This window comes from Georgenia daeguensis (assembly GCF_039537705.1).
Taxonomy (GTDB): domain Bacteria; phylum Actinomycetota; class Actinomycetes; order Actinomycetales; family Actinomycetaceae; genus Georgenia; species Georgenia daeguensis.
Genome location: NZ_BAABBA010000001.1, coordinates 279,224 through 299,990 on the forward strand (window position 1 = coordinate 279,224; position 20,767 = coordinate 299,990).

General features: G+C 73.2%; 19 protein-coding genes. 11 read left to right on the plus strand and 8 right to left on the minus strand.

The annotated features are described in order from the left end of the window. Nucleotides 1-53: 53 nt before the first annotated feature. Nucleotides 54-926: a hypothetical protein gene (locus tag ABD774_RS01345; protein WP_345036765.1), complete on the minus strand. Its 873-nt coding sequence runs from the start codon at nucleotides 924-926 to the stop codon at nucleotides 54-56. A gap of 1 nt (nucleotide 927) precedes the next feature. Continuing rightward, nucleotides 928-1,707, minus strand: coding sequence for an exodeoxyribonuclease III (locus tag ABD774_RS01350; protein WP_345036768.1), 780 nt, complete (start codon nucleotides 1,705-1,707; stop codon nucleotides 928-930). A 40-nt stretch (nucleotides 1,708-1,747) separates the two neighbouring features. Between ABD774_RS01350 and ABD774_RS01355 the strand changes: the two genes are divergently transcribed. The 3 genes from ABD774_RS01355 to pyrE all read left to right on the plus strand — a co-directional run bounded on the left by ABD774_RS01355 (nucleotide 1,748) and on the right by pyrE (nucleotide 5,004). Then, nucleotides 1,748-2,521, plus strand: a complete 774-nt coding sequence (locus ABD774_RS01355; RefSeq protein WP_345036770.1) for an SDR family NAD(P)-dependent oxidoreductase — start codon at nucleotides 1,748-1,750, stop codon at nucleotides 2,519-2,521. Nucleotides 2,522-2,850: 329 nt separating this feature from the next. Next, complete coding sequence (locus tag ABD774_RS01360; RefSeq protein WP_345036773.1) at nucleotides 2,851-4,380, plus strand: HNH endonuclease signature motif containing protein; 1,530 nt, start codon at nucleotides 2,851-2,853, stop codon at nucleotides 4,378-4,380. Nucleotides 4,381-4,428: 48 nt separating this feature from the next. Further along, entirely contained in the window at nucleotides 4,429-5,004 is a 576-nt protein-coding gene (pyrE, locus tag ABD774_RS01365; protein ID WP_345036775.1) for an orotate phosphoribosyltransferase, read from the plus strand. A gap of 175 nt (nucleotides 5,005-5,179) precedes the next feature. Here pyrE and ABD774_RS01370 read toward each other — a convergent pair whose 3' ends face one another. Next, nucleotides 5,180-5,953 carry an HAD-IIA family hydrolase gene (locus ABD774_RS01370; protein WP_345036777.1) on the minus strand — a complete coding sequence of 258 codons (774 nt, stop codon included), beginning with the start codon at nucleotides 5,951-5,953 and terminating at the stop codon, nucleotides 5,180-5,182. 228 nt (nucleotides 5,954-6,181) lie between these two features. On the opposite strand from ABD774_RS01370, the gene ABD774_RS01375 reads away from it, so the two are divergent. The 3 genes from ABD774_RS01375 to fbaA all read left to right on the plus strand — a co-directional run bounded on the left by ABD774_RS01375 (nucleotide 6,182) and on the right by fbaA (nucleotide 8,883). Further along, nucleotides 6,182-7,024, plus strand: coding sequence for a hypothetical protein (locus tag ABD774_RS01375; protein ID WP_345036779.1), 843 nt, complete (start codon nucleotides 6,182-6,184; stop codon nucleotides 7,022-7,024). A gap of 14 nt (nucleotides 7,025-7,038) precedes the next feature. Further along, complete coding sequence (locus ABD774_RS01380; protein ID WP_345036781.1) at nucleotides 7,039-7,713, plus strand: TrmH family RNA methyltransferase; 675 nt, start codon at nucleotides 7,039-7,041, stop codon at nucleotides 7,711-7,713. 147 nt (nucleotides 7,714-7,860) lie between these two features. Then, nucleotides 7,861-8,883 carry a class II fructose-bisphosphate aldolase gene (fbaA, locus tag ABD774_RS01385; protein ID WP_345036784.1) on the plus strand — a complete coding sequence of 341 codons (1,023 nt, stop codon included), beginning with the start codon at nucleotides 7,861-7,863 and terminating at the stop codon, nucleotides 8,881-8,883. A gap of 109 nt (nucleotides 8,884-8,992) precedes the next feature. Here fbaA and ABD774_RS01390 read toward each other — a convergent pair whose 3' ends face one another. Further along, entirely contained in the window at nucleotides 8,993-9,409 is a 417-nt protein-coding gene (locus ABD774_RS01390) for an STAS domain-containing protein (protein ID WP_345036786.1), read from the minus strand. 89 nt (nucleotides 9,410-9,498) lie between these two features. Between ABD774_RS01390 and ABD774_RS01395 the strand changes: the two genes are divergently transcribed. Beyond that, nucleotides 9,499-11,745, plus strand: coding sequence for an ATP-binding SpoIIE family protein phosphatase (locus ABD774_RS01395; RefSeq protein WP_345036787.1), 2,247 nt, complete (start codon nucleotides 9,499-9,501; stop codon nucleotides 11,743-11,745). A 74-nt stretch (nucleotides 11,746-11,819) separates the two neighbouring features. Here ABD774_RS01395 and ABD774_RS01400 read toward each other — a convergent pair whose 3' ends face one another. Next, nucleotides 11,820-12,161, minus strand: coding sequence for an STAS domain-containing protein (locus ABD774_RS01400; RefSeq protein ID WP_345036788.1), 342 nt, complete (start codon nucleotides 12,159-12,161; stop codon nucleotides 11,820-11,822). 324 nt (nucleotides 12,162-12,485) lie between these two features. On the opposite strand from ABD774_RS01400, the gene ABD774_RS01405 reads away from it, so the two are divergent. Further along, nucleotides 12,486-13,772, plus strand: a complete 1,287-nt coding sequence (locus ABD774_RS01405) for an adenylosuccinate synthase (protein ID WP_345036789.1) — start codon at nucleotides 12,486-12,488, stop codon at nucleotides 13,770-13,772. 114 nt (nucleotides 13,773-13,886) lie between these two features. Here the strand turns inward: ABD774_RS01405 and ABD774_RS01410 are convergent, their stop codons facing one another. Then, entirely contained in the window at nucleotides 13,887-14,411 is a 525-nt protein-coding gene (locus tag ABD774_RS01410; protein ID WP_345036792.1) for an STAS domain-containing protein, read from the minus strand. Nucleotides 14,412-14,611: 200 nt separating this feature from the next. Here ABD774_RS01410 and ABD774_RS01415 point away from each other — a divergent pair, with 200 nt between their 5' ends. Then, the gene (locus ABD774_RS01415; protein ID WP_345036795.1) at nucleotides 14,612-15,319 is read left to right on the plus strand and encodes a TetR/AcrR family transcriptional regulator; all 708 of its coding nucleotides are present in this window, start codon (nucleotides 14,612-14,614) and stop codon (nucleotides 15,317-15,319) included. A 3-nt stretch (nucleotides 15,320-15,322) separates the two neighbouring features. Here ABD774_RS01415 and ABD774_RS01420 read toward each other — a convergent pair whose 3' ends face one another. Continuing rightward, a complete protein-coding gene (locus tag ABD774_RS01420; protein WP_345036797.1) occupies nucleotides 15,323-16,798 on the minus strand; it encodes a helix-turn-helix domain-containing protein in 1,476 nt (491 codons plus the stop codon). Between the two features lie 132 nt (nucleotides 16,799-16,930). On the opposite strand from ABD774_RS01420, the gene ABD774_RS01425 reads away from it, so the two are divergent. Further along, entirely contained in the window at nucleotides 16,931-18,766 is a 1,836-nt protein-coding gene (locus ABD774_RS01425; RefSeq protein ID WP_345036963.1) for a phosphoenolpyruvate carboxykinase (GTP), read from the plus strand. Nucleotides 18,767-18,961: 195 nt separating this feature from the next. Here the strand turns inward: ABD774_RS01425 and ABD774_RS01430 are convergent, their stop codons facing one another. Further along, complete coding sequence (locus ABD774_RS01430) at nucleotides 18,962-19,303, minus strand: DUF2249 domain-containing protein (RefSeq protein WP_345036799.1); 342 nt, start codon at nucleotides 19,301-19,303, stop codon at nucleotides 18,962-18,964. Nucleotides 19,304-19,432: 129 nt separating this feature from the next. Between ABD774_RS01430 and purD the strand changes: the two genes are divergently transcribed. After that, on the plus strand, nucleotides 19,433-20,707 hold the full coding sequence (gene purD / locus ABD774_RS01435; protein WP_345036801.1) for a phosphoribosylamine--glycine ligase: 1,275 nt from the start codon (nucleotides 19,433-19,435) through the stop codon (nucleotides 20,705-20,707). Nucleotides 20,708-20,767 lie beyond the last annotated feature (60 nt).

The window sequence follows — 20,767 nt, forward strand, 5'->3', positions numbered from 1 at the left end:
CCCTACCGACGCCTCTCTCGTGCGGCTCCCGCGCCGGTCACGGACCTCCGCGGTCAGTTCACCAGGTCCGTCTGCACCGGCGTCGGCCACTCGACCAGGCACACCACCGGCGTGGTGCCGGACGCCGGCACGAGGGTGACGACGTCGACGTCGGCCCCCTGTGTGTCCCTCGCCGCCGAGGCGTCCTGGCACAGCAGGCGGCCCTCCTCGTACCCGTCCTCCGGCCGGGCGGCCTCCTGGGTCAGCGCGCCCACATGGATGACCTGGGCCGTGTGCGGGTCGGCGCACGGCACGAGGCTCACGCGGCGCACCTCTCCGCTCGCGGGCAGGTTGCGCACGCAGTTGCCCTCCCGCAGGTGCGCCGACGCCATCCCGACGGGGTCGGGGACGTCGCCGTCGAGCGCCGGCCCGCGCAGCAGGCTCGCGCCTGCCGCCACGGCGACCACCGTCCAGGCGAGCCCCAGGACGAGGCCGACGACGGCGAGCGGCCGCCCGGGACGACGGCCGCGGCCGGTCCGGCGGATGCCGAGGACGCCGAGCACCGCCGCCACCGGGCCGGTGGGCAGCACCCCGGTGATCAGCGCGGCCACGCTGACCGGATCGGTGCGGGTGAGGCCGGCGGCGGGGCGGCCCGTGCGTGCGGCATACCCAGTGCTCGGGAGCGCGCGCCCGGCACGGCCGTTGCGCGCGGCGTGGCCGGGGTCCGCGGGCGGGGCATGCCAGGTGCGCGGGGCGTACGCGCCGTCGGGGAGCGCGCGCGGGCCGGGGCCGCTCCCCGTGAGCGCGTGCGGGTCGTCGCCGCTGTCCGGGACCGTGTGCGGGGCGTGCGCCGCTCCGCCCGGCGCGGCCCACGGAGCCTCCACCGGCCACGGGCCCTGGGGCCGGTCGGCCGGTGGGGGAGCGTCGGGGAGCTGGTTGCCGCTCATCTCAGTCGACGTCCACGATCACCGGCACGTGGTCGGAGGCGCCCTTGCCCTTGCGTTCGTCGCGGTCGATCCGCGCGCCCACAACGTTCGCGGCGAGCTGCGGGGACGCCTGCACGAAGTCGATCCGCATGCCCTCGTTCCGCGGGAAGCGCAGCCGCTGGTAGTCCCAGTACGTGTACTGGTCCACGTACGGCCGCGTCACCTCGATGAACCCCACGTCCTCGAACGCACGGAAGGCCTCGCGCTCGGGCGGGGAGACGTGCGTGGCGCCGTCGAAGACGGACATGTCCCAGACGTCCTCGTCCCGCGGCGCGATGTTCCAGTCGCCCACCAGCGCGATCCGCGCGTCGGGGTCGGACCGCAGCCACGTCCCCGCGGCCTCGCGCAGCGCGGCGAGCCACTGGAGCTTGTACTCGTAGTGCGGGTCGTGCAGCACCCGGCCGTTGGGCACGTACAGGCTCCACACGCGCACGCCGTCGCAGGTGACGCCGAGCGCCCGGGCCTCGGCGCCGGCCGGGTCGCCCCAGGTGGGCATGCCCTCGAAGGCGGTCTGGACGTCGGAGATTCCCACGCGGGAGGCGACGGCGACGCCGTTCCACTGGTTGAACCCGTGGTGGACCACCTCGTAACCGGCTGCCTGGAAGGCGAGGTGGGGGAACTGGTCCTCCCGGCACTTGGTCTCCTGCATGGCGAGCACGTCGGTCCCGGACCGCTCGAGGAACGCCAGCACCCGGTCGACCCTCGTCCGGATGGAGTTCACGTTCCACGTCGCCAGCCTCATGGACGAGAACGCTACCGGTGGCGGCCCCTACCCTGGCCGCATGGGAACAGCCCTCGTCACCGGCGCTACCTCGGGGATCGGACTCGAGCTGGCGTGGCAGCTCGCCGCCGCCCGGCACCACCTCGTGCTCGTCGCCCGCACCGCCGACCGGCTCGAGAAGGTCGCGCACCAGATCCGCTCGGCGGCGGGGGTGGACGTCGAGGTGCTGCCCGCCGACCTGGCGACGCCGGAGGGGTGTGACGACGTCGTGGCCCGGCTCCGCCAGGAGCGCCGGCCCGTGGGACTGCTGGTCAACAACGCGGGCTTCGGGCTGGGGCAGCACATGCTGGGCGGGGACCTGGCCCGCGAGGAGCGGGCGTTGGACGTCATGGTCCGCTCGGTGCTCGTGCTCTCGAAGGCCGCCGCCGAGGCAATGGTCGGCCGCGGCCGGGGTGCCCTCCTGAACGTCTCCTCGATGTCCGCCTTCACCACGATGGGCACCTACGCGGCCCACAAGGCGTGGGTCGTGACCTTCACCGAGGCGCTCGCGGGCGAGCTCGACGGCACGGGGGTGACCGCCACCGTGCTGTGCCCCGGGCTGGTGCGTACCGAGTTCCACGCCAACGCCGGCCTCGACGCCTCGACGTGGCCGCGCGCCGCCTGGGTCGGCGTCGACAAGGTCGCCTCGGACGCCCTGCGCGCGGTCCGGCGAGGGCAGGTCATCGTCACGCCGTCGCTGCGCTACGCCGCGGCGGGCGTGGCGCTGCGGCTCGCGCCGCGCCGGCTCGTGCGCGCGGTGGCCGGGCCCGCCACCAGCGGGCGCGCGATCGCCTGATCCCGGCTGCTGCCTCGACGGCCGTTCGTCGTCGTCCACACGTGCGCCGGATGACGCCCGGTCCACACCGCGGGGAGGTGGGACGGCGAATGTCAGCGGCCACGTCTATGTTCGAACACATGATCGAAGATGATTCGGTGGCTGGCGGGACTGGCCAGGAGGACGACGTAGGTCCAGGCCCGGAGCGGTGCCTGTGGTGTCGGCTGGGTGCCGGGTGCGGTCGGCACGGAAGCGTCGGTGCGGCGGCCGAGGGGCCTGTCGGCGCGGCGTTGTCCCGGGAGGAGGAGACTGCGGGGCTGCTCGGCGGGGCTTTGCCGGACGGTGAGCTGATGGAGCTGCTGCTGTCGGTGGACCCCGGAGAGGTCGATGACTACGCCGCGGTAGAGGTCGTCGCCGCATTCAAGCGGGTCGAGGCGGCCGCGGCGGCGGGCGCGGCGCGAGCAGCTGCCGCGCTGGCCGGGCGCGACTCGATGCACGGCCGCCTCGTGACTCGTCGTTCGGTGAAGGAGCTCGACTTCGCGGCGGACGAGCTCGCGATGCGGCTCGGGGTGACGCGCGCCGAGGCGGCCAAGCTGGTTGACCTGGGGGAGGCGTTCACCGGGGTGCTGGCCCCGACAGGCGAGGCGCTGGCGGCCGGCCAGATCGATGCGCGCAAGGCCGCGATGATCGTCACTGCGCTGTCGGGTCAGCCCGGTCCGGTGGCGTGGGGAGTGCAGGACGCGGTGCTGCCGGGGGCGCCGCGGCGCACACATCCGCAGCTGCAGCGCGACATCAACGCCGCGCTGGTCCAGGCGTCGCCGCAGGATGCGCGCGACCGGGAGCGGCGGGCGGCGGTGAAGCGGCACGTGACGCACCTGCAGCCGGGGGTGGACGGGACGGCCTCGGTCCACGTTGTCGGGCCGGCACACGAGCTCGTGGTCCTGGACGCGACCCTGCAGGCCGCTGCGGTGGCGGGGCGCGCCGCCGGCGACGCGCGATCCGCGGACCAGCTACGGTTCGACGCCCTGATCGCGATGTCGGCCGCGACGCTGGCGGCAGGACGGATCGGCCCGGCGCCTGGCCCCTCGGGGCCGACGGGCACCTTTGCCCTGTCCGACCGGGTCAAGATCAACGTCACCGTCCCGCTCGCTGTGGCACTCCCGGCGGACGTTGACCCCGAGGCAGCGCGGACGGGCTGCTGCGGGGCCTCCCTCGTGGCGGTCGGCGCTGACCGGCACGGCACCAGCGGCACCGCTGGCGTCGGGGAGGCTGGGGCCCGGGGCCAGGGTGGTGCCGGTGGGCTGGGCGGAGTCGGCGGGCTGGGCGGCGCCGGCGGGTTGGGCGAGGACGGGGGCTCGTGCGGAGCCCCGGTCCGAGCGCCGCACCCGATGGACACCTTCGGTGACGAGCCGGACGAACCGGTGGCGTACATCGACGGCGTCGGTCCGGTCACCCCGGAGGTCGCCCGCGCACTCGCAGCGGGCGGGACCTGGCGGCGGATCGTCGTCGACCCGTTCACGGATACGGTGCTGGACGTGGGGCGGACCGTCTACCGGCCCCCGGCAGATCTGGCCCGCCTGGTGCGCGAACGAGACGGCACCTGCGTGGCGCCCGGGTGCTCAGTTCCCGCCCGGTCCTGCCAGCTGGACCACACGCTGTCCTGGCTCAACGGCGGCCCCACCGCGGCGTGGAACCTGGCGTCCATGTGCGAGCGGGATCACTCAGGGAAGTCCAGCGGGGCTTTTCGGGTCGAGCAGCCCGCCCCCGGCGAGCTGATCTGGACCACCCCCAGCGGGCATCGGTACCGCCGGACTCCTGACGGGCGAGTGACTGCCCTGCCTCGAGAGGGATGGGAGTGCGCCGACGAACCGCCGTTCTGACCGATCCCGGTGCTGGCCCGGCTCTTCGGCGCCGTTAGGCTGGCGGCCGTGAGCACCCCCAACGACACCCCGCGCGCCCACCTGGCGCAGCTGGTCCGCGAGCTGGCCGTCGTCCGCGGCGAGGTGACGCTCGCCTCCGGCCTGACCTCCGACTTCTACGTGGACATGCGCCGCGCGACCCTGCACCACGCGGCCGCTCCGCTGATCGGGCACGTGATGCTGGACATGCTCGAGGAGGCCGGCTTCGGTGCCGGTGAGATCGACGCCGTCGGCGGGTTGACCATGGGGGCGGACCCTGTGGCGACGGCGATCCTCCACGCCGCCGCGTCGCGCGGCCTGGACGTCGACGCCTTCGTCGTGCGCAAGGAGGCCAAGGGCCACGGCATGCGCCGGCGGGTCGAGGGGCCCGACGTCGCAGGCCGACGGGTCGTCGTGCTCGAGGACACCTCCACCACCGGAGGCAGCCCGCTGACGGCCATCGAGGCGCTGCGCGAGGCGGGCGCGGAGGTCGCGGCCGTCGCGGTCGTCGTCGACCGTGACACCGGCGCGCGCGAGGCCATCGAGTCCGCGGCAGGCGTGCCCTACCTGGCCGCCCTCGGGCTCGCCGACCTCGGCCTGGACTGACGCGGGGCGGCACGCCACGGCGAGCCCAGGTCCCGGCACGCCTGGCGCTCGGCGCACTGGGCCGCGCCGGGCCGCGCCGGGCCGCGCCGGGCCGCGTTGTGCTGGCGGGCTGGGCCGCGTTGTGCCGGCGGGCTGGGCCGCGTTGTGCCGACGGGCTGGGTCGCGCGGTCCCGTGTCAGACGAGGTCGACCAGGTCCGCGATGGACGCTCGCACCTCGCTGGGACGGAAGGGGTACTTCTCGACGTCGGACTCCGTCGTCGAGCCGGTCAGCACGAGGTAGGTGCGCAGCCCGGCCTCCATGCCGGCCAGGATGTCGGTGTCCATGCGGTCCCCGACCATCGCCGTGTTCTCCGAGTGGGCGTCGATGCGGTTGAGGGCGGCCCGGATCATCACCGGGTTCGGCTTCCCGATGAAGTAAGGATTGCGCCCGGTCGCCTTGGTGATCATGGCGGCGACGGCGCCCGTCGCCGGGAGCGGCCCCTCGCTGGAGGGGCCGGTCGGGTCGGGGTTCGTCGCGATGAAGCGCGCACCGTCGCGGATCAGCCGGATGGCCCGGGTTATCGCGGAGAAGGAGTAGGTACGGGTCTCGCCGAGAATCACGTAGTCGGGGTTCGTGTCGGTGAGGATGTAGCCGCTCTCGTGCAGCGCCGTCGTCAGGCCGGCCTCGCCGATCACGTAGGCCCGTCCGCCCGGCATCTGCTGGGACACGAACGTCGCCGTGGCGAGCGCCGACGTCCAGATGCGCTCCTCCGGGACGCTGAAGCCGGAGGCTGCGAGGCGGGCCGAGAGGTCCCGCGGGGTGAAGATCGAGTTGTTGGTCAGCACCAGGTACGGACGCTCGAGCTCGGTGAGCCGCGCGATGAAGTCGGCGGCACCGGGCAGCGCCAGCCCCTCGTGGACGAGCACCCCGTCCATGTCCGTCAACCAGTTCTCGATCTGCCCGCTCATCGCATCTCCCGGTCCGCTCGGTCCGGGCGTCGCACCCGGGCCTTCCAGGGCCTGACCTTACCGAGCGTGGCTGGAACGGCCCCAGGGCGGTCGGCGGCGCCTGCACGGCCGAAGACGGAGCCGCGCGTCAACTGATGCAACCGTGGCAGCTGCGGAACGAAGCCGATTTCCCCGCAGGAAGAGTTCACGTCGCGCTACCGTTCACCGGACCGCCGAGGGAGGAAAATGATGAGTGGTGCCGGAACGCCGGACCCGACGGCGCAGCCGCCGTCCGGCTACGGGGCCTACGTGCCCGGTCGCAGCGGCCGGCCCGCGGGGGAGCACGGCCCGGCGGCGTCGTACGACCCCGTCGGCCCACTCGCGGGGGAGTCCTACGGGTACGCCGCGCAGCAGCACCACTACGGCTACGCCGGGCAGCAGTTCCCCGGCGCCGGTCCGTTCGCGGGTTCCGGCCGTGCCCAGCAGGTGACGCAGCTGCGGCGCGGACCGGACGGCACAGCGGTGCTCCGGCCGAGCCGGAGCCAGCTGTGGCGCTCGGCCGGTGCCATCTCGCCGGTCTTCCTGGCCGCGGCCGCGTTCTCGGTCCTGCGCCGGGGACTGCCCGGCCTGGCGGTCGTGGGCGTCCTGCTGGCGCTGTGCGCGCTGGTCCTGGCACTGCACCTGCGCCGGTCGAGGATCGTGGTCACCCCGCTTCGCCTGGAACGCACTCGCCTCCTCGGCAGAACTTCCTTCGCCCTCGCGGACGTGGGGCAGGTGCTGCTGTTCCCGTTCCGGCCGGTCGGCGGCGCGGACCGCGGCACCTACCTCACCACGCTGGTGCGCGACCGCGCCGGCCGCCGGCTCCTGCTGGTCCGCTCGGACATTTGGGACCCGCAGGACGTGGCGGCGCTCGCCGGCTCGCTCGGCATCACCCCCACCCGCACTGAGCGCCCGCTCTCGCCCCGCGAGGTCGAGGCTGCCTTCCCCGGCACGATCCCGTTCGCCCAGCGGCACCCGATGCCGGTCGCCCTTCTCATCACGGCCGCGGTGGTGGTCGTGGCGGGCGTCGCCGTCGTCCTCATGAACCAGTGACAGCTCATGAACCAGTGACGGCCGCCAAGGCCGACGGGACGAGCGCCGACGGAGTGGGGGAGGTCGGCGTCGGGCCGTGGCCCGGAGGCCCGGACGCCTGGCCCGACGACCCGCGTTACGACCCCGAGCTCCTGCGCGACGGCGACCGCCGTAACGTGGTCGACCGCTACCGGTACTGGACCGTCGAGGCGATCGTCGCGGACATCGACACCCGGCGGCACCCGTTGCACGTCGCGATCGAGAACTTCGCGCACGACATGAACATCGGCTCCGTGGTGCGCACGGCCAACGCCTTCGCCGTCGCCGAGGTGCACATCGTCGGGCGGCGCCGCTGGAACCGGCGCGGCGCCATGGTCACCGACCGGTACCAGCATCTGCGCCACCACGGCGACGTCGCCGCCCTGCTCGCCTGGGCCGCCGAGCGCGGGCTGCCGGTGCTCGGCATCGACAACGTTCCCGGCTCCGTGCCGATCGAGGGGCGTGAGCTGCCCCGCGAGGCGCTCATGGTGTTCGGGTCGGAGTCCACCGGGCTGTCCGCCGAGGCGCGGGCCGGCTGCGAGGCGATCCTCCACATCAGCCAGCACGGCTCCACCCGCTCCATCAACGCCGGCGCGGCGGCCGCCGTCGCCATGCACGCCTGGATGCTCCAGCACGCCCGGCCGACCGACTCGGCGGGGAACCCGATCTGAGCCACGGTGTGCGGGCGCTCACCCGGGACGACAGGCTCTCTGAGCCCGTGGTGTGAGGGCGCTCACCCGGGACGACAGGCTTAGGTAACGGCCGGGGGAGATGGAATGATCGAGCCCGTACCGATTCGTCGAGCACAGGAGACCCACGTGCCCATCGCAACCCCCGAGTCCTACGCCGAGATGATCGACCGCGCGAAGGCCGGCCGCTTCGCGTACCCCGCCATCAACATCACCTCGTCGCAGACGATCACCGCGGCGCTGCGCGGCTTCGCCGAGGCCGAGAGCGACGGCATCCTCCAGGTCTCCGTCGGTGGCGGCGAGTACGCCTCCGGCTCCACCGTGAAGGACCGCGTCGCGGGCACGCGCGCGCTGGCCGCCTACGCCAAGGAGGTCGCGAACGGCTACGGGATCACCGTCGCGCTCCACACCGACCACTGCGTCAAGGAGAACCTCGACTCCTGGGTGAAGCCGCTCCTCGCCCTGGAGGCCGAGGAGGTCGCCGCCGGCCAGCTCCCCACCTTCCAGTCGCACATGTTCGACGGCTCCACCGTGCCGCTGGACGAGAACCTCGTCATCGCCGAGGAGCTCCTCGAGCTCTCCCAGAAGGCGCGCACGATCCTCGAGATCGAGATCGGCGTCGTCGGCGGCGAGGAGGACGGCCACGAGGCCGAGATCAACGAGAAGCTCTACACCACGCCCGAGGACGGCCTCGCCACCGTGCGCGCCCTCGGCACGGGCGAGAAGGGCCGTTACCTCACCGCCCTGACCTTCGGCAACGTCCACGGCGTCTACAAGCCCGGCGCTGTCAAGCTGCGCCCGGAGCTCCTGGGCCAGATCCAGGAGGTCGTGGGCAAGGAGGTCGGCAAGGACAGCCCGTTCGACCTCGTCTTCCACGGCGGCTCGGGCTCGACCGCCGAGGAGATCGCTCTCGCCGTCGACAACGGCGTCATCAAGATGAACATCGACACCGACACGCAGTACGCCTTCACCCGCCCGGTGGTGGACCACATGTTCAAGAACTACGACGGCGTGCTGAAGATCGACGGCGAGGTCGGCAACAAGAAGCAGTACGACCCCCGCGCCTGGGGCAAGGCCGCTGAGGCCGGCATGGCCCAGCGCGTCGTCGAGGCGTGCCAGCAGCTGCGCTCGGCCGGCCAGAAGATGGCCTGACGCCAGAGGCGAAGGGCGAGGGCCCGGCATCCCGCGAGGGAGCCGGGCCCTTCGCTCACCTCCGCGGGAGGAGAGCCGTCACGGCCGCGCGACGACGGCGGGGCGCAGGTCAGGCGGCCGGGTCGGGCTCCGGGGTCGACTCGGCCGGGAAGCCGGGGTCGGCGTCGAGCACGTCGACGACCTCGCCGATACGGGTGACCTCGAGGAGGAACCGCACGACGTCGGGCGGCTGGATGAGCGTCAGGCGCCCGGGCGTGCGGTGGGCGAGGCGGGCCAGCATCGAGACCCCGGAGGAGTCCATGAACGTGACGTGGCGCGCGTCGATCTCGACGGGCAGGCCGACCCGCTCCGCGTCGGTCACCGCCTCCGACAGGTCCGCGCCGAGGGTGGCGTCGACCTCGCCCGAGAGGACGAGTCGTGTCCGTTCCCGTGAGACCATCACGTGGACCGACCCGGTCTCGGACGTCACCGGGGTGGTGCCGGCACCCTTCTCCGGGCGGGGTGGTTCCTGCGTCACCTCGTGCACCGCTCATCCTCTCGCCGCATGACGGTCAACATGTGCGTCCCGCCGGTTCGCGGGGCATCGTAGGGAACGCTAGACGATCGGAGACGCTGATGGGCAATTCCGCCCCACCGACCGCAGGTGTCGGAGAGGACGACGCCCTCGTTCTGCCTGCCCCCGAACCGACGGGTGACCTGCTGGCCGCCAACGCAGCCCTGACCGTGCTGCGCCAGCTCCCCGACGGCGTGATCGTCGTCGCCCAGCACGCCGACGGGTCCTGGCGGGTGCTGATGGCGAACGACGCCGCCGTGGAGCTGTCGGGCATCAGCCGCACCCGCCTCCTCCAGGGCGGATCGGAGCTTCTCCGGCTCACCGGCATCGACGAGAAGGGCGCCCGCGAGCTCGCGGAGGCGTTCGCCGGCGGCCGCGCGACGCGGGTGACGGCCCTGGTGGGCAGGGCGGACGGCAGGCGGCTGTGGGCCGAGCTCGACCTGAGCCCGCTGGACGTGCCGGCCTCGGACTGGAAGCTGTGGGCCGCGGTCGTCCGCGACGTCTCGGCCCAGGTCGAGAACGCCAAGCTCGAGCAGGTCCGCCTCGACATCGAACGTCGGGCACGGCTGGCCCTGAGCATCGTCGCCCGGGTCTCGGACCTCCTCCAGGAGCCCGACTCCGCCGACGTGCTGCGTGCCATCGCCGACCTCGTCACCCGCCAGGTGGTGGCGTGGAGCGGCTTCTTCGTCCTCGGGCGCGAGCTCGAGGAGGTCGAGGCGATCGTCGACCACCCCGACGTCCGCCGTCGCCGCGTCTCCGCCGAGGATCTCGCCCAGGACCCCGTGCTCGACCTCCTCGAGGGCACCACGATGCGCACGGTGCGGCTCGAGCCGGGCGAGACCGGGGTGCCGGGCACCGTCACCGCCGAGCTCCTGGAGCGGCTGCGCCCCCGGCTTGACGAGATGCCCAGCGCCGAGGGCAGCGTCCTGGTCCTGCCGGTCCTCGGGCGTCAGCGCACGCTCGCGCTGTTCGTCGCCCTCCCGCACCGCGGGCCCACGGCCGCGCGCATCTCCGGCGTGCCGGACCTCGGGGTGGGGGAGGAGGCGATCGCGATCCTGCCCGACGAGGTCGGGACCGTCCTCGAGCTGGTGGCGCGCCGGGTCGGCATGGCCATGGACAACGCCCAGCTGTACGTGCGCGAGCACACCCTGGCCGAGACGCTCCAGCGCTCGATGCTGCCCGAGCAGGCGGACGTGCCGGGCCTGGACGTCTGGACGTACTACGCGCCCAACGTCGAGCACGCCCAGGTGGGCGGCGACTGGTACGACGTGGTGCACCTCGACGAGGAGACCGTCGCGGTGGTCATCGGCGACGTCGTCGGTCACGACGTGGAGGCGGCCGCCGCCATGGGGCAGCTCCGCTCCGTCGTGCGCGCCTACGCCCAGGAGCTGGTGGACCCGGGCACCGTGCTGGGTCGGGTGGACAGCCTCGTCACGGGCATGCGCATCCCCCGCACCGCCTCCCTGGTCTACGCCACCCTGTCCCGGCGGGGCGAGGACGCGTGGGACCTGGCCTACTCCCGCGCTGGCCACCTGCCCGCCCTGCTGGTCCGCGGCGAGGAGGTCACCACGCTCGACGGCGCGGGCGGCCCTCTCATCGGGTTCGGCGGAAGCGGCCGCGCCACCGCCCGGGCCGAGGTGCTGCCCGGTGACGTCCTCGTCTTCTACACCGACGGCCTGGTCGAGCGACGCGACCGTGGCATGCGCGAGGGCCTCGAGGCGCTGGTCGAGCTCTCCTCCGCCGTGCACGCCCCCGACGCGGCCGGCGTGGGGGAGGAGCTCCTCCAGCTGGCCGACGCGCCCGAGGACGACGTCGCCGTCGTCGTCATCCGCGTCCCCGGCGGCCATGACGAGAACCACGACGGCGCAGCCCCCCGTCGTCGTCGCTGGCAGCTGCCGGCCGACGCCGCCTCCATCGGTCGCGCCCGCCACGCCGTGCGCCGGGCCTGCGAGGCCTGGGGCATCACCGACGTCGGCGCGGCCGAGCTCGTCATCTCGGAGCTGATGGCCAACGCGGTCATGCACGGCTGGGGGCGGATCGGGCTGCGGCTGCAGGCCACCGGCGACGGCCTGCGCATGGAGGTCGAGGACGCGAACCCGGCACCTCCGGTGACCCGTGAGCACCACGCCTCGCGCGTCGGTGGGTTCGGCATGCACATCGTCGACCGGCTGGCGGACTGGGGATGGCGGCCCGCCGGCGGCGGGAAGGTTGTCTGGGCGCGCCTGCGCCTGGAGCCCGGCAAGGTCGAGGGTGTCAGGTCAGAGAACGGCAGGCCGGGGAACCCGGGCGCGGAGGCGTCGGGGGACTGACCCCTCCGACGCTCGCGTCGGCAGGCCCCGGCCGGCCCAGCCTGGGCTCTCGCGGTCCACCCGACCGAGGCGGGTCAGGCGGAGAGCTTGCCCCTCTGGACGTTGCACCGGTGCTGGTCGTCGATGCGGAACATGTCGAGCGCCCCGCACACCTCGAGCACGAACAGCTCCCGCTCGCTCGCCCCGCGCAGCACCGTCGCCCCGCCGCGCCTGGCGGACGCGTCCGCCAACGCCATGAGGAAGGCCGCACCGGTCGAGTCCATGAACGTCACCCGGCACAGGTCCAGAACGAGCAGCTGACGGCGCAGGCCGCTGACCCGGGCGGTGACCTCGGGGAACCGCTCTCGTTCGGCGAGATCGAGATCTCCCTCTATGGTCACGGCCGCCGAGGTTGCGGATGCCGAGATCTCGATCATGCGTGTCTTCCTCCGGGGGTGCCGCGGCGCTTCGGACGGGCGGCTTCGGACGTGTCCGACGGTAACCCGGGACGAACGCGGGCGCACCCCGGCGTCACAATTCAGACAAATCGGGACGACGACCGCGATCCAGTACACGGCGCGGACACGGACACGGACACGGCCCGCGCACGGGCACGGCCCCCGGAGACGGCCACGGCCCGGACGCGGGCCGGAGCGCGTGGCGTCCGGCCCGGTCGTGGACGAAAGGGCTCGTTCCGCGGGCGCGCTGTAGCCTCGTGGGGGCGCCGACCGGCGTCGGGAGCAGCGAGAGGATTCAGCGAGATGCCAGCCGTGGTGGTCGTCGGGGCGCAGTGGGGCGACGAGGGCAAGGGCAAGGCGACCGACCAGCTCAGCTCGCGCGTCGACTACGTCGTGAAGTTCAACGGCGGGAACAACGCCGGTCACACGGTGGTGGTCGGGGACGAGAAGTACGCGCTGCACCTCCTGCCCTCGGGGATCCTCTCGCCCGGGTGCGTGCCCGTGATCGGCAACGGCGTCGTCGTGGACCTCGAGGTCCTCTTCCAGGAGATCGACGGCCTCGAGGCGCGCGGCGTGGACACCTCCAAGCTGCTCGTCTCGGCAAACGCGCACATCATCCCGTCCTACAACCGCACGCTCGACAAGGTCACCGAGCGCTTCCTCGGCAAGCGGCAGATCGGCACCACCGGCCGCGGGATCGGGCCGACGTACGCGGACAAGATGAGCCGGGTGGGCCTGCGGATCCAGGACCTCTTCGACGCCTCGATCCTGCGCCAGAAGGTCGAGGGCGCCCTCGCGCAGAAGAACCAGCTCCTCGTGAAGGTCTTCAACCGCCGGGCGGTCGACGTCGACGAGATCACCGAGGAGCTGCTCTCCTACGCCGAGCGCGTGCGCCCGATGGTCGCCGACTCCTCCCTCGTGCTCAACCGGGCCCTCGACGAGGGGCAGACCATCGTCTTCGAGGCCGGGCAGGCCACGATGCTCGACGTCGACCACGGCACCTACCCGTTCGTCACCTCCTCCTCCGCGACGGCGGCCGGGGCCTGCACCGGCTCCGGCATCGGGCCCACGCGCATCGACCGGGTGGTCGGCGTCCTCAAGGCCTACACCACCCGCGTGGGCGAGGGTCCGTTCCCCACCGAGCTGCACGACGACATGGGCGAGCGGCTGCGCTCGGTCGGCGGGGAGTACGGCACCACGACCGGGCGGCCGCGCCGCACGGGCTGGTACGACGCCGTCGTCGCCCGCTACGCCTCGCGGGTCAACGGGCTCACCGACCTGGTCATGACCAAGCTCGACGTCCTCACCGGCCTCGAGAGGATCCCGGTCTGCGTCGCCTACGACGTCGACGGCGTCCGCCACGACGAGATGCCGGCCGACCAGTCCTCGTTCCACCACGCGGTTCCGATCTACGAGGAGCTCGAGGGCTGGACCGAGGACATCAGCGGCGCCCGCACCTTCGAGGACCTGCCGCCGAGCGCCCAGCGCTACGTGCTCGCGATCGAGGAGATGAGCGGGTGCCGGATCTCCTCGGTCGGCGTCGGGCCCGACCGGGACGCCACCATCGTCCGCCACGACCTTCTTGACTGAGATCGGCTGAGACGAGCGCGTCCCTCAGCGCGTGGAGGCGCCGCCGGTTCGCCGGCGGCGCCTCGTCGTCGGCTCCAGCGCCGCGCGCGCCGGGCCGGCGCGGGTTAGCCTGCGTCAGGCGGGGCTGCCGGTCTCCCGCGGTCCGTCGGCGGCGCCGTCGGCCTCCGGGAAGTCGTCGTGCAGCTCGACGACCTCGCTCAGGTGGGTGAGCTCGAGCAGGAACCGCACCGACTCGGACGCCCCGATCACACGCACGGGCGCGCTGAGCCGCTGCGTCAGGCGGGCGAGGACGGCGAGCACGGAGGAGTCCATGAAGGTGACGTTCCGGACGTCGACGTCGAGCGGCCCGTTGAGCCGGGTGATCTCGGTGGTGCAGGTCGCCAGCTCGTCGTTCATGCTCGCGTCGACCTCACCGGCCAGGACGAGGCGTGTGCGCTCGCCCGTGGTCAGCACGGCGGCGGAGCCGGACCATGCCTGCTGCTCCTCGCCGGTCGAGGCGAGGACGACGGTCGGCTCGAGCGACATCCCGTCCGGCGGGGTCAGCGCGGGAGGCACCGACTCCGCGAACGACGTCGCCCCCTGACCGCGGGCGGCCGAGGACGCACGGTCGGAACCGATGCTCAAAGTTCGGTCGTCCATGGGTCACTCCCGGAGAATTCACACCGACTGGCCTCGATGTCGCGCGGTGGTCGCACTGTTTACAGTGTAAGGGCATGGGTGCCCCCGGGGGAACGGGTGATCGCCAGGCGTTCGCGGGGGCCCAGGGCCGCCGGGCGGGGCCCGGGAGCGCCGCCTAGACTGGGAGCTCGGGCACGCTCCCAACAGAGACGACACCACCCATGAAGGACACGGCTCCCACCGACCTGGGTTCCCGGCCGCGGCTCAGCCGCGAGCGCATCGTCCTCGAGGCGCTGCGCGTCGTCGACGACGAGGGCCTGCAGGCGCTGAGCATGCGCCGCCTCGGATCGCTGCTGGGGGTGGAGGCGATGTCCCTCTACCGGTACGTCAACGGCCGGGAGGACCTCCTCGAGGCGATCGTGGAACACCTCACCGACGGGCTGCGCCTCACGCCCCAGACGCCCGTGTCGGCCGTCGACGGCTGGCAGGCCTACCTGCAGTGGCTCGCGCATGAGGTCCGCCGCGTGGCGCACGCCCACCCGCAGGTCTTCCCCCTCATCGCCACCCGGCACCCGGCCGCCCCCTGGCTGCGTCCGCCTCTGCGCAGCCTCGACGTGGTGGAGGACTTCCTCGCCGTGCTGACCCGGCAGGGCTTCGGTGACGAGGCGGCCGCGGCGGCGTACCGGGCGTTCTCCAGCTTCCTCATCGGCCACCTGCTCCTGGAGGCGAGCCAGCTCGGCGGCTCCACGGTGCCCGGCGAGCCGCTCGACGAGGGGGACCCGAACGCCAGCAGCTCCGACCTCGAGCTCGCGGACTACCCGACCATCAGGCGGCTCGAGCCGGAGCTGTCGCAGGACCGCTCCGACGAGGAGTTCGAGAGCGCGCTGGAGGAGCTGCTGGACCGGATCGCCCGGACCCAGCGCGGCTGACGCTCAGTCCGCCGTCGGGGCGTGGCGCTCCAGGAAGTCGTAGAGCTCGACGTCGTCCACCCCGGGGAACGTCCCGGCGGGCAAGGGGCTCAGGACGTGGGCGTGCATCGCCGCGCTCGGCCAGGACCTGTCCTGCCAGCGGGCGGCCACGGCCTCCGCGGGCCGCCGGCAGCACGACTCGTCCGGGCACGAGGACGCAGCCCGCCGGGTCGTCTCGCGTCCACGGAACCATTTCGCGTGGGCGAAGGGCACGCCGAGGGTGATGGAGAACTCGCTGTCCCGGCCCGACCCGGTCTGCGTGCTGCACCAGTAGGTGCCCGCGGGGGTGTCCGTGTACTGGAAGTACTCCGTGGAGCGGTTGCGCCGCGCGAACGCCGAGCGGGCGGCCCAGCGCCGGCACAGGGGCTGGCCCTCGATCGCGCCCGTGGCGTCGGCCGGCAGGGGCACGCCGTCGTTGGCGTAGCCGCGGTACATCGCGCCGTCGTCGTTGGCCCGGATGAAGTGGGTGGGGATGCCCATCAGCGCGGTGGCGAGGTTGGTGAAGCGCTGCGCCGCCGAGTGGTGCGTGATGCCGAACGCGTCGCGGAAGTCCTCCATCGCCAGGTCCTTCTCCGCCTTCTTGCCCTCGAGGAAGGTCTGGGCCGCGAACCGCGGGACCAGGCAGCACGCCGTGAAGTAGGCGATCTGCTGGCGCTGACGGAGGAAGTCACCGTAGGAGGCGGGACGTTGGTGCCCGAACAGCCGGTGGGCCATCGCCTGCAGCGCGAGCGAGCGCAGCCCGTACCCGCCAGGGATCGACGCGGGCGGCAGGTAGATCCGCCCGTTCTCCAGGTCGGTGACGGTGCGGGTGGAGTGCGGCAGGTCGTCGACGTGGATGATCGTGAACCCGAGCCGCTCGGCCATCTGCGCCACCATGTGGTGCGTCAGCGCCCCGCCCGTGTACCCGACCGCGCGGACCTGCTCCTCGGCGAGCGTCTCGATCTCGGGCACGTAGTTGTCGTGCGACTGCATCTCCAGGCGCAGCTCGGTGTTGATCCGGCGCGCCTCCTCGGGCGTCGCGATCGTCGCCCGCGCCCGGCGCTCCAGCTCGGCGTGCAGGGCCACGAGCGACTCCAGCGCGTCCAGCGGCAGCCGACGACCCGGACGCACCGCGGGCGCGCCCAGAGAGGCGAACAGCGGACCCCGCTGCGCCTGCTCGAGGGCGATCTCCAGGGCGGCGCGGCGGTCCGGCGGCGGAGCGGGCGTGAGGAGGTCCGCGGCGGTGGTCCCGAGGGTCTCCGCGATGGCCGTGAGGAGGGAGAGCCGCGGCTCCCGGCGTCCGTTCTCCACCAGGGAGAGCTGGCTGGTCGTGGAGCCGACGGCGGACGCGAGCTCGCGCAGCGTCATGCCCCGCGCGGTACGGGCGTGGCGGATGCGACGCCCGAGAACGAGCGGATCTGCTGCCGGTCTGGTTGTCTGGTCGGAGTTCTCCAGCGACATGGATTGACAGTAGCGAAACTTTCGCACTTTTTACATCTATCTTGGCTTGAGAGGAGTCCTCCGATGGGCGCAGAGTGGAAACAGGGCGTGGAGCAGCGCCCGCAGGACACCTCGGAGGACAGCAGGATGACGATGACGGACACCGCGCGCGCCACTGTGAAGATCGACGGCCTGGAGATCGACGACCCCGCCCTGTACGGCTGGGTCCAGGAGACCGCCGCACTCACCAAGCCCGAGCGCATCTACGTCTGCGACGGCTCCCAGGAGGAGTACGACCGTTTCGCGGCCGAGCTGGTCGAGGCCGGCACCTTCATCAGGCTGAACGAGGAGAAGCGGCCGAACAGCTACCTCGCGCGCTCCGAGCCCTCCGACGTCGCCCGCGTGGAGTCCCGCACGTTCATCTGCTCGGAGAAGGAGATCGACGCCGGCCCGACGAACAACTGGGCCGAGCCGGGCGCCATGCGCGCCGAGCTGCGCGGCGTCTTCGACGGCTCCATGCGTGGCCGCACCATGTACGTGGTGCCTTTCTCGATGGGCCCGGTCGGCGGCCCGATCTCCCGCGTGGGCGTCGAGCTGACCGACTCCCCGTACGTCGTCGTCTCCATGCGCGTCATGACCCGCATGGGTGCCGAGGCCCTCGCGCAGATCGACGCCGGTGCCGACTGGGTGCCGGCCGTGCACTCGGTGGGCTACCCGCTCGTGGACGCCCAGGGGAACGCCCGCGACGACGTCGCCTGGCCGTGCAACGACGAGAAGTACATCGTGCACTTCCCCGAGACCCGCGAGATCTGGTCCTACGGCTCTGGCTACGGCGGCAACGCCCTGCTGGGCAAGAAGTGCTACGCCCTGCGCATCGCCTCCGTCCTGGGGCGGGACGAGGGCTGGATGGCCGAGCACATGCTGATCCTCAAGCTGACCGGCCCGGACGAGCGCGTCTACCACCTCGCTGCCGCGTTCCCCTCCGCCTGCGGCAAGACGAACCTCGCCATGCTCCGCCCGACCATCCCGGGCTGGAAGGTCGAGACGATCGGCGACGACATCGCCTGGATGCGCCCCGGCCCGGACGGGCGCCTGTACGCCATCAACCCCGAGGCCGGCTTCTTCGGCGTCGCCCCGGGGACCGGTGAGTCCACCAACCCGACGGCGATCGCGGCCCTGGGTCACGACGTCATCTTCACCAACGTCGCCCTGACCGACGACGGCGACGTGTGGTGGGAGGGCCTGACCGACGAGGTGCCCGACCACCTCGTCGACTGGCGCGGCAACGACTGGACGCCGGAGAGCGAGACGCCGGCCGCCCACCCGAACTCGCGCTTCACCGTCCGGGCCGACCAGGCGCCCTCGATCGCCCCGGAGTGGGAGGCCCTCGGCGGCGTGCCGATCGACGTCATCCTCTTCGGCGGCCGCCGCGCCTCCAACGTCCCGCTGGTCTCCGAGGCCTACGACTGGGAGCACGGCGTGTTCATCGGCGCCACGGTGTCCTCCGAGCAGACCGCCGCGGCCGAGGGTGCCGTCGGCGCGCTCCGGCGCGACCCGTTCGCGATGCTCCCGTTCTGCGGCTACAACATGGCCGACTACTGGGGCCACTGGCTCGAGATGGGGGAGAAGCTCGGCGACAAGGCGCCGCGCATCTTCCAGGTGAACTGGTTCCGCAAGGGTTCCGACGGGTCGTACCTCTGGCCGGGCTTCGGCGAGAACTCGCGCGTGCTGGAGTGGGCGCTGCGCCGCGTCAACGGTGAGATCGACGCCGTCGACGCCCCGACCGGCCGCCTGCCGCGCGCCGAGGACCTCAACCTGGACGGGCTGGATGTCACCGACACCCAACTGCGCGAGCTCTTCGCCGTCGACCCGGAGAGCTGGTCCGCCGAGGCCGACCTCACCGAGGAGTACTTCAGCCAGTTCGGCGCGCGCCTGCCCGACGCGATGACCGACCAGCTCGCCGCGCTGCGCGAGCGACTCGGGAAGTAGCAGAACCGACCGCGCCCCTACCTGCTGCGGGCGGGCGGGGGCGCGGCCGGTGACGGCGCCTCGTCGGGTGTGTGCGGGCGAGCGCGAGACCGTCGCAGCGCGCAACGAGGTCGAGGAGATGGTCGCGATCCGCGCCATCTCCTCGACCTCGCTGCGTCTGATCGTCGCCCGCCGGTTGGTGGGCCCGCCGGTCTGTCAGCGGCGGGTGAGCCGCAGCGTCCAGGCCTCCGGGCCGCTCTCGAGGTAGCGCACATCGAAGGCGCCGGGCTCACGCTGCTCGATCTGGGCCAGCAGCGGCTTCGGGTCGTGCGGGGCCACGAGGTCGAGCGCGAAGCCGGGGGCGATCGCGCCCAGCGCCCCGAAGACGGTGGCGTGACGGATGGCGTGCGGCACTGCCCGCACGTCCAGCGCCGGGACGGACTCGTCGTGCCCGCAGCCGCAGGCGCAGCCACCGCCCGCGTCGGCCTTCGTGCTGGTGATCGTGACGTCCTCGACGGCCATGGTGGTGCCCTTCGTTCGGTAGGAATGCTCCCTCACCAGATTAGGCGAGGACAATTCCGTGAAAAAGACGATCGGTCGCCGGTGGCATGCCGGCGTCGGGGCAGGCAGGTGCCCGGCGGGTGGGCGGGGCGGGAGGAGCGGGCCGCGGGTGGTTACCCTCTGCGCGTGAGGATCCTGCTGATCGGCTCCGGTGCGCGCGAGCACGCCCTGGCCCGTGCCCTGACCCTGGACCCGGCGACCGAGCTGGTGGTCGCCCCCGGCAACCCGGGCACGGCGCACCTCGGGCGTGCGCTGCCCCTCGACATCCTCGACGGCGCCGCGGTGGCGGCGGCGGCGCGCGAGACCGGTGCCGACCTCGTCGTCGTCGGGCCGGAGGCGCCGCTCGTCGCGGGGGTGGTCGACGCCGTGCGCGAGGCCGGGGTCCCGTGCTTCGGGCCCACCCGCGCGGCGGCGCGCCTCGAGGGGTCCAAGGCCTTCGCGAAGGAGGTCATGGCCGCGGCCGAGGTGCCGACGGCGCTGGCTCACGTCTGCACGACGCTCGAGGAGGTCGCCGCCGCGGTCGACGCGTTCGGGCCGCCCTACGTCATCAAGGACGACGGCCTGGCCGCCGGCAAGGGCGTCGTCGTCACCGACGACCGGGACGCCGCCCTCGCCCACGCCCGGGCGTGCCTCACCAAGGACGGCGGCGACGCGGTGACGCACGGCGCCCCGGCCGTCGTCGTCGAGGAGTTCCTCGACGGCCCCGAGATCTCCCTGTTCTGCCTCTCGGACGGAACCGACGTCCTGCCGCTCGAGCCGGCGCAGGACTTCAAGCGCCTGGCCGACGGCGACGCCGGCCCCAACACCGGCGGGATGGGCGCCTACTCGCCGCTGCCGTGGGCGCCGCAGGACCTCACCGAGCAGGTGCTCGAGCGCGTGGCGCGCCCCGTCGTGCGCGAGATGGCCCGGCTCGGCACGCCGTTCACGGGCGTGCTCTACTGCGGGCTCGCGCTCACCTCGCGCGGCCTGCGCGTCATCGAGTTCAACGTCCGGTTCGGCGACCCCGAGACCCAGGTGGTCCTGGCCCGGCTCGCGTCCCCGCTCGGGGAGCTTCTCCACGCGGCCGCCACCGGGCGGCTGGGCGAGGTGGAGCCGCCGCGGTGGAGCTCCGACGCCGCCGTGACCGTCGTCGTCGCGGCCCACGGCTACCCCGGGCAGGTCCGCAAGGGCGACCCCATCTCCGGGGTCGACGCGGCCGAGGAGCTTCCGGGCGTCCACGTGCTGCACGCCGGCACCGCGCTGGACGGCGAGGGGACCCTGGTCAGCTCCGGCGGCCGGGTGCTGAGCGTCGTCGGCGTCGGGGCCGACCTCCCCGCCGCCCGCGACGCGGCCTACGCCGGCGTCGGGCGCATCGACCTGCCGGGCTCCCAGCACCGCACGGACATCGCCGCGGGCCGCTGACGACGACGACGGCGGCCGGCCACCCGCGAGGGTGACCGGCCGCCGTCGTGCCCGGGCGCT

Coding starts and splice junctions, on each gene's coding strand:
- ABD774_RS01345 (WP_345036765.1), bottom strand. CDS start 926: ATGAGCGGCAACCAGCTCCCCGACGCTCCCCCACCGGCCGACCGGCCC.
- ABD774_RS01350 (WP_345036768.1), bottom strand. CDS start 1,707: ATGAGGCTGGCGACGTGGAACGTGAACTCCATCCGGACGAGGGTCGAC.
- ABD774_RS01355 (WP_345036770.1), top strand. CDS start 1,748: ATGGGAACAGCCCTCGTCACCGGCGCTACCTCGGGGATCGGACTCGAG.
- ABD774_RS01360 (WP_345036773.1), top strand. CDS start 2,851: ATGGAGCTGCTGCTGTCGGTGGACCCCGGAGAGGTCGATGACTACGCC.
- ABD774_RS01370 (WP_345036777.1), bottom strand. CDS start 5,953: ATGAGCGGGCAGATCGAGAACTGGTTGACGGACATGGACGGGGTGCTC.
- ABD774_RS01375 (WP_345036779.1), top strand. CDS start 6,182: ATGAGTGGTGCCGGAACGCCGGACCCGACGGCGCAGCCGCCGTCCGGC.
- ABD774_RS01395 (WP_345036787.1), top strand. CDS start 9,499: ATGGGCAATTCCGCCCCACCGACCGCAGGTGTCGGAGAGGACGACGCC.
- ABD774_RS01400 (WP_345036788.1), bottom strand. CDS start 12,161: ATGATCGAGATCTCGGCATCCGCAACCTCGGCGGCCGTGACCATAGAG.
- ABD774_RS01405 (WP_345036789.1), top strand. CDS start 12,486: ATGCCAGCCGTGGTGGTCGTCGGGGCGCAGTGGGGCGACGAGGGCAAG.
- ABD774_RS01410 (WP_345036792.1), bottom strand. CDS start 14,411: ATGGACGACCGAACTTTGAGCATCGGTTCCGACCGTGCGTCCTCGGCC.
- ABD774_RS01415 (WP_345036795.1), top strand. CDS start 14,612: ATGAAGGACACGGCTCCCACCGACCTGGGTTCCCGGCCGCGGCTCAGC.
- ABD774_RS01420 (WP_345036797.1), bottom strand. CDS start 16,798: ATGTCGCTGGAGAACTCCGACCAGACAACCAGACCGGCAGCAGATCCG.
- ABD774_RS01425 (WP_345036963.1), top strand. CDS start 16,931: ATGACGGACACCGCGCGCGCCACTGTGAAGATCGACGGCCTGGAGATC.